This is a genomic window from Lapidilactobacillus mulanensis, assembly GCF_003946215.1.
Classification (GTDB): domain Bacteria; phylum Bacillota; class Bacilli; order Lactobacillales; family Lactobacillaceae; genus Lapidilactobacillus; species Lapidilactobacillus mulanensis.
This window is the reverse complement of sequence record NZ_RHOW01000060.1, coordinates 1-7,465: the sequence shown is the minus strand read 5'-3', so window position 1 is coordinate 7,465 and position 7,465 is coordinate 1. Positions and strand designations below refer to the sequence as shown.

6 protein-coding genes and 2 pseudogenes are annotated in these 7,465 nt (G+C 38.1%); 5 read left to right on the top strand and 3 right to left on the bottom strand.

The features are described 5' to 3' along the window. Positions 1–172: pseudogene (locus EKM67_RS10035) on the top strand (IS256 family transposase); the annotation flags it as partial. A 312-nt stretch (positions 173–484) separates the two neighbouring features. Here the strand turns inward: EKM67_RS10035 and EKM67_RS10030 are convergent. Both EKM67_RS10030 and EKM67_RS10025 read right to left on the bottom strand, forming a co-directional pair. Then, a complete protein-coding gene (locus tag EKM67_RS10030; RefSeq protein ID WP_125578862.1) occupies positions 485–1,522 on the bottom strand; it encodes a PTS sugar transporter subunit IIC in 1,038 nt (345 codons plus the stop codon). 25 nt (positions 1,523–1,547) lie between these two features. Further along, on the bottom strand, positions 1,548–2,486 hold the full coding sequence (locus tag EKM67_RS10025) for a 2-dehydropantoate 2-reductase (protein ID WP_002335374.1): 939 nt from the start codon (positions 2,484–2,486) through the stop codon (positions 1,548–1,550). Between the two features lie 180 nt (positions 2,487–2,666). On the opposite strand from EKM67_RS10025, the gene EKM67_RS10015 reads away from it, so the two are divergent. From EKM67_RS10015 to EKM67_RS10005, 3 genes are all read left to right on the top strand, one after another. Continuing rightward, a complete protein-coding gene (locus EKM67_RS10015; RefSeq protein WP_125578861.1) occupies positions 2,667–3,857 on the top strand; it encodes an IS256 family transposase in 1,191 nt (396 codons plus the stop codon). Between the two features lie 118 nt (positions 3,858–3,975). After that, positions 3,976–5,022, top strand: coding sequence for an FtsX-like permease family protein (locus tag EKM67_RS10010; RefSeq protein ID WP_057825539.1), 1,047 nt, complete (start codon positions 3,976–3,978; stop codon positions 5,020–5,022). Positions 5,023–5,026: 4 nt separating this feature from the next. Then, entirely contained in the window at positions 5,027–5,701 is a 675-nt protein-coding gene (locus EKM67_RS10005) for an ABC transporter ATP-binding protein (protein WP_125578860.1), read from the top strand. Between the two features lie 81 nt (positions 5,702–5,782). Here EKM67_RS10005 and EKM67_RS10000 read toward each other — a convergent pair. Next, positions 5,783–6,100 (bottom strand): annotated as a pseudogene (locus EKM67_RS10000) (transposase); the annotation flags it as partial. A gap of 162 nt (positions 6,101–6,262) precedes the next feature. Here EKM67_RS10000 and EKM67_RS09990 point away from each other — a divergent pair. After that, positions 6,263–7,279 carry a hypothetical protein gene (locus EKM67_RS09990; protein WP_125578859.1) on the top strand — a complete coding sequence of 339 codons (1,017 nt, stop codon included), beginning with the start codon at positions 6,263–6,265 and terminating at the stop codon, positions 7,277–7,279. The last annotated feature ends 186 nt before the right edge of the window (positions 7,280–7,465 follow it).

Here is a 7,465-nt window from a genome sequence, read left to right as displayed (position 1 = left end):
CTTTAATAAGCATCTCAAGCGCACCACCCACCACAAAGAACAATTTCCAACGGAAGATTCACTGGATTGCTTCCTGGTTTCTCAGTTTAATGTTTATAACGAGAAGTCTCTGAAGCGGATCCACCGAGGGCTCAAAGGACTCCAGGACACCTTGGAAGCATCATTTATTTAAGTTAGATACATATTATATGTACGAAGGCATTTCATTTACACAAGATTCTTGACGCTCCCGGTTGGGTACAACAAGAATTGCAGTAGCATAGTCACCATTGATGAAACTACTTAATGATTAAATTGAGCAATTTCTCAAATAGCACAAACTGCTCTTCATAAAACGAAAAGCAGTTCATAATGTATTTAGATATTTCATTGTGCTATTGACCAGAAACACACTATTTAAGGTACCTTTCTCTTTTCGCTGAGATTCACCAACTTCAATTGCACAAAAAAGCGTGAGCACAAGGCTCACACTTTTTCTAGTTGACTATCCTAAAAATTCGAAAACATCTTTACGATCATACAATTTCAAGATTTTTTCAAATAAGATTTGACCTACGAAAGCAGCTACGATTGGTACAACAAACCAGCTGATTAATAGTAGAATAATACTCAAACCGGCGTCCAATGAAGCCAACGGACCTACCAACCCTACCAAACCGAAACCAGCAGAAGCAGGAGTCCCTGAGACTGAGAATAACGCTACTGGAATTGCTGAGATGATAGCGGTGAATAGACATGGCACCAAGATAATTGGTTTCCTAAACAAGTTTGGCATCATCATTTTCATAGCACCCAATGCGATGGCCAAAGTAACCCCTGGTTTGTTGACTTTCCAAGAGTTAACTACCAAGACAACTGTTGTTGCGGCAACACCCATAGCGGCTGCACCAGCAGAAACACCGTTCAATTGAATTGCCATACCAATGGCAACTGTAGAGATCGGCGAGATAATCAAGAAAGCAAAGGAACATGCAATCAAGATTGACATCAAAATTGGTTGCAAAGTAGTAAAGGTATTAATTAATTCACCGATAGCGGCAGTAATCTTGGTTACGTAAGGATATAAATAATAGCCGATTAGACCAGCGCCGATACCAACAACGATTGGTGTTGCAACAATTGCCACGGACCCAAATTTTTCGCCGATCAACAAGATCATGCCGACAGCGATTGATGCAGTAATCATGGTATTGATGATGTCTCCGGTACCAGCACCGATATAAGTAGCTGTGTCAGGATTGAATTTCACAACACCGGAGCCAACGAAAGCTGCACCGGCAACTACTAACATTTGCATTGGTTTGAAGCCAAACTGCACCGCAATCAAAGCGCCAATCAATAGTGGAGTAGCTAGTTGGAAAATAACTGCCATTTGTGTGATCGTTACTGCTAAGGTATTTTCACCAAATAATTTCAAAATTGCTGCCAATACCGCGTTAGGAATCAACCCTACGATGATCCCCGTTGCGGTACCCGCTAATACTTTATTTAAAAATATTTTTGGAGTTAATTTTTCTTCCATTTTCTCGTCCTCTTTCTAATGATTACTATTTCGCTCCTAGAATTTCTTCTTTACTATGAACCAGTTGCGTTAAGAAATCACAGTAAGGAGTTACTACGCCATATTTTTTACCTTTACGAGAAATGGCTCCGTTGATGTAGTCAATCTCGGTCAAACGGTTATTTTTTATCAAGTCTTGGTGCATCGATGGGAAATGCATACCAATCGTAGTCGGGTCAAAACAAGTTTCTACATGTTCGATTACTTCGGGAATGTCTAAGTTGACGTTTTCTTTGGCAGCAACAGCTGCAAATTCGTTAACAATAGTCACTACCATGTCATGAGCAGGTTTGGTTGCACCAAGCCCCGCCATATTGACGTCTAAAATCGTGCATAAGCCATTCATCGTACCATTGACACAAGCTTTACGATAAATTGAATAATGAATGTTGTCGGAATATTTGGCATTTAAACCAGACGCGGACAAAGTTTCCGCCAATTTTTTCGCTGATTCTTCTTGGCCAATACCTAGATTTTGCAATTCAACAGACCCGCTGCCAAATAATTTAGCCTTGCCGGGACCTTCTAGACCAGCAGTCCACATGGTGTTGCCGATAAAGATTTTTTCCATCGGTACGAATTTTTCGATTACGTCTTCATGACCGATACCGTTTAAAAGACACAAAACTTCTGTGTGATCAGCAATTAATGGTTTAACATCCTGCAGCATTTTTTCCAACTGCATTGCCTTCGTGAATAAGATAATCAAATCAAATTGCTCACCAGTGGGCACCTCATTCTGATTAACAATTGGGACTTTAACAGTAATTTCTTCGCCATTATAATTAGCCTTCAATCCGTTTTCTTTGATGGCATTGATATGCTCCTGCCAGCCGTCGATTAGCAAAACATCGTTACCACCTTGTTTCAACATCAGTCCGAACCGGGAACCCATCGCGCCGGCCCCTGCAATTGCAATTTTCATAAATAAAAGCCTCCAAACTTAATTTATAATAAGTGAACATTTTCACATTTCTCATTATAGAGTTTTCATTCAAAAACTTCAAGTAGGAGAGTGTAAAATATTTTGTGTAAATAGAAAAAAGGAAGTCCCTTCTGTAGAATAGAGTTACCACAACACATTCACAGAAAAGAGGACTTCCATATGAACGATTTTACTACAGAAATTCTAAAGACTCTAGCGAACAAAGGCGATTTGAATGAATTATTCCGTGTCCATTTGGAAAAAGCTGTCAATACGCTTCTCAAAACGGAGTTAACGGCTTTCCTCGATTACGAAAAGTACGATCGCATTGGTTTTAACACGGGTAATTCTCGTAACGGCTCCTATGACCGTACGGTCAAGACCGAGTACGGGGAACTTCATCTCCAGATCCCGCGCGACCGCAACGGCGAGTTCAAGCAACAGACTGTTCCTGCTTATAGACGGACGAATGATACGTTAGAGGAGACCGTCATTCACCTCTTCCGAAAAGGTATTACCATGTCGGAAATCGCAGACTTGATTGAGAAAATGTATGGGCATCACTACACGCCCCAAACCATGTCCAATATGACTAAATCATTTACGGAAGAAGTCACTTCATTTAAGGAACGTGAGCTTCATGACCGTTATGCCGCTATTTATATGGACGCAACCTATATCCCTTTAAAGCGGAAAACCGTCGCCAAGGAAGCCATTCATTTCGCAGTTGGCATTCGCCCGGACGGTTCAAAGGAAGTGTTGAGCTATGCGATTGCACCAATTGAATCTATCACGATTTGGGAAGAGATTTTAATAGACCTCCAGGAACGTGGCGTGAAAAACGTCCTCCTTTTCATCGCGGATGGCTTAAAGGGGATGGCAGGGGCCGTGCAGCGGTTCTACCCCAAAGCCCGTTTTCAACATTGCTGTGTGCACGTTTCCCGTAATATCAGTCACAAAGTGCGTGTCGATGATCGTAAGGAAGTCTGTGATGATTTTAAAATGGTGTATCAAGCGTCATCTAAAAAGGCGGCATTGGAAGCACGTGGTGCTTTTGCGGAAAAATGGAAAACCAGCTATCCAAAAATGGTGGAATCGATCCTTTCGAACGATTACCTGCTCACTTTCTATGATTTCCCATTAGCCATACGCAAGACTATTTACTCTACGAACTTGATTGAATCCTTTAATAAGCAAATCAAGAAATACAGCCACCGCAAGGAACAGTTCCAAAATGAAGAGTCGATGGAACGTTTCTTAGTCTCGTCTTTTGATACTCACAACCAAAAATTCCTAGGTCGCAGTCATAAAGGTTTCCAACAGGCCGAAGGCGAGCTCGAACAAATGCTGAGTCAACCGATGGAGAATTAGAGATAATCTACAGTAGGGAAGAACCATTTACACAAAATTATTGACGCTCCCTACCAACTTTTCAAAACACATTAAGTGATATATTAATAATAAATAGAATTAATAACAGGAGGTCATTATGTTTTTAGCTATTAAAGAGATGCTACATGAAAAATTGCGTTATAGCCTAATAGTGGCACTTATATTTTTAGTAAGTTATCTTTTGATTATTCTTACTGGTTTAGCCACTGGTTTAGCTAACCTAAACAAAGCGGCAATTAACGAGTGGGATGCTTCAAGTATTGTCTTAAATAGTGATTCTGAAGGACGTTTACAACAATCTTTTCTTTCACAGGATGAGGTTGCTAGTTTACCCAATAATGGAACCAGAATTTCACAGTATAGTACACTTGTAAAATCAGAAAATGGATTAAAAGAGAATGCTCAATTAGTAGCTCTTGATTCCAAATCGTTCATATTTAAAAAATTGAAAATAACAAGTGGTAGTAAAAATATCCGAAACAATGCCGGCGTCGTATCGGATAAATTCAAAAGTGATGGATTCAAAATCGGTGACTACTTGTTAGTTGCTAATTCATCATTGAGGATTAAAATTACAGGTTTTACACCCAGGGCAACTTTAAGTGCTCTTCCCGTGGTTTATATTTCACCAGACACTATTCAATCACTGAATAAAGGTGTAACAAATGCTGTGGTATTCAAGAATACGTTAAATAATTCAAAAATACCAAAAGGGACTAATCAGTTGAGCATTGGCTCATTTATTAATAAATTACCTGGATATAGTGCACAACAACTCACATTCAACTTCATGATTGGTTTTTTGTATATTATTATTCTAATTGTTATTTCAATTTTCTTGTATATTCTGACCGTTCAAAAATTACCCAACTTAGGTGTCTTGAAGGCGCAAGGAGTCTCAACGCAATATCTTGTTTTAAGTACGTTATTTCAATCATTTATTATGTCGGTTATTGGCGTTATTATAGCCATTATATTAGGTGAAATAACAGCTATTACGTTACCCAGCGAGGTACCCATTGTCATCGATAAAAGTAATATTATTGTAACTGGAATAGGTATTATTATTATGTCCTTGTTGGGTGCATTGATACCAATTCGCCAAATTGCCAAAGTTGATCCTTACAAAATTATTGGAGGTTAATTTCATGTCAAATCTAATTTTCGACTCAGTCACAAAAATTTTTGGTGAAGGGAGTAGTAAGTACGTAGCACTAGAAAATATTAATTTCGAAGCAGAAAGTGGTCAGCTTATTTTAGTTGTAGGGCCATCAGGATCAGGAAAAACTACATTTTTGACTATAGCAGGCGGACTACAGACACCAACTAATGGTGACGTAAAAATAAATGACAGTACAATTAACAGTTTGTCCAAAAAACAACAAACAAAATTAAGATTGGAAAAGATAGGATTTGTTTTACAATCTTATAACTTAGTCCCATTTTTAACGGTCGAAGAACAGTTTAAATTCGTAGATAAACTAAAAAGCCAAAATTTGACTGAACAAAAAATGCATGAGCTTCTTTCTGATTTAGGACTTTTAGAACTGCTAAAAAAATATCCTAATCAACTTTCTGGTGGACAAAAGCAGCGTGTGGCAATTGCTAGAGCATTATACACTGATCCTGACTATATTTTAGCAGATGAACCCACAGCCGCATTAGATACAGATAGATCCATGAAAGTAATCGAGCTACTCAGAGATTTAGCGCACAAAAGAAATAAAATTATTATTGTAGTTACTCATGACTTAAGGTTAAAAGATATGGCAGACAAAGTTTATCAGATAATTGACGGTAAAATGACAATCCTGGAGAAGTAATTTAATTTATGACTAAAAATCAGGTAGCGTCAAGAATCTTATGTAAATGAAATGCCTTCGTACATATAATATGTATCTAACTTAAATAAATGATGCTTCCAAGGTGTCCTGGAGTCCTTTGAACCCTCGGTGGATCCGCTTCAGAGACTTCTCGTTATAAACATTAAACTGAGAAACCAGGAAGCGATCCAGTGAATCTTCCGTTGGAAATTGTTCTTTGTGGTGGGTAGTGCGCTTGAGATGCTTATTAAAGTTCTCAATCAGGTTAGTGGAGTATAGTGATTGCCGGATAGCTGGTGGAAAGTCCATGAAAGTGAGTAAATTCGGCATTTTAAGCAGATCTTTGATTAATTTGGGATAGGTCTGATGCCAGTTGTTGGCGAAAATCGCAATTTCGAGGTGGTGACGAAAAACTTCGTCCAAATCTTACTTTTGGGCTAGTGCAGCGATAATTTCTGTGGTAAGTTCATTCATGGGGAATGCCTCCTGTGATGTTTTCTGTGGTTACTAAATATCATAAGGGAATGCCTCCTGGTAGAAGATATGGAGAGAAGTAATTTAATGTTTAATGATGATTATAATGGTGATGGTCGTGTCGATAGCCAAGATATCAATGATGAATTTGAAGACGAATACATGGATGATTATAACGATCATCTCCATCGACTAGAAGAGCAAGAAGCAGATCATGAGCTTAATCGGATTCATCAGGAGTGTGATAATGAATCTCATGATTCATTAGACGTTGAGGATGATTTGGCAGATGATTATGTTGATTTGACGGTTGAAGAAGAACGCAATCTTGATAATGAAGCTTATTATCGTGATCAAAACGGCCTCGTTTATGTTCAAGAAGCTTTGCGTGATTATGATGGGATGTCGCCAGAACATCAAGAAATTGCGATTAATCAATATAACTATAATCGTAATCATCATCTTGACTATCTTAACAGCGCTGATTACGTTTATGATCCTGAGTACCCATTTAAAGATACGCCTAATCCGTTCTCGGATTATTATGATATGGATCCTAAAACCGGGGAATTTACGCCTAAACCTAAACCCATGCCTAAAACAGCATCAAAGGAAAAGCAGCATGGTTCTATCAACCATATGTTAGGTCAACTGCCTATATTTAATATTGCTGCGGGTGGTATCAATGATCGGGCAAAACAACGTAAATTTGTTCGTAAACCTAGGTCATTAGAATCTTTTGAAATCCCGACAAAACGAACAGTAGAATTGAATCAACAAGATAGCAATTCAAAGTATGATGTTGTCGATCAAGGCGGTAATGTCTACTGGTATGTCACAAGAAGCAGTCTCTGGCTGCGGACTTTTGCAAATCCGTTATTTGATATAGAGCTTATTGGTATTGTAGGTGTAATTTTATATTATGCAGCTTCTATCAACGATGATACAGGAATTTCCCTATTATTAGCGATAGTCGTCGCAGTGATTATGATTTGTTATCATCATGATATTGTAAAACGACATGCTGTTGAACAAGGATCTTATCGAGCTACCGTGAAGAAAGGAATCTTCAGTTATTTATTATCAACTGACAGAGACTTATAAAACGTTATATAATATTAGATTTTAATGAATTACTTATTCCAGGTTAGAGATAAAAATTTGCAAATTAAGAATAAAAATAACTTAAAAAAACAATTAGTTTGATTGTTGCGAGGAGAAAAGAGAGTGTCAAGAATTTTGTGTAAATGAGTAACTCTTATTTGCATGATTAAATGACCAATTTCAAAA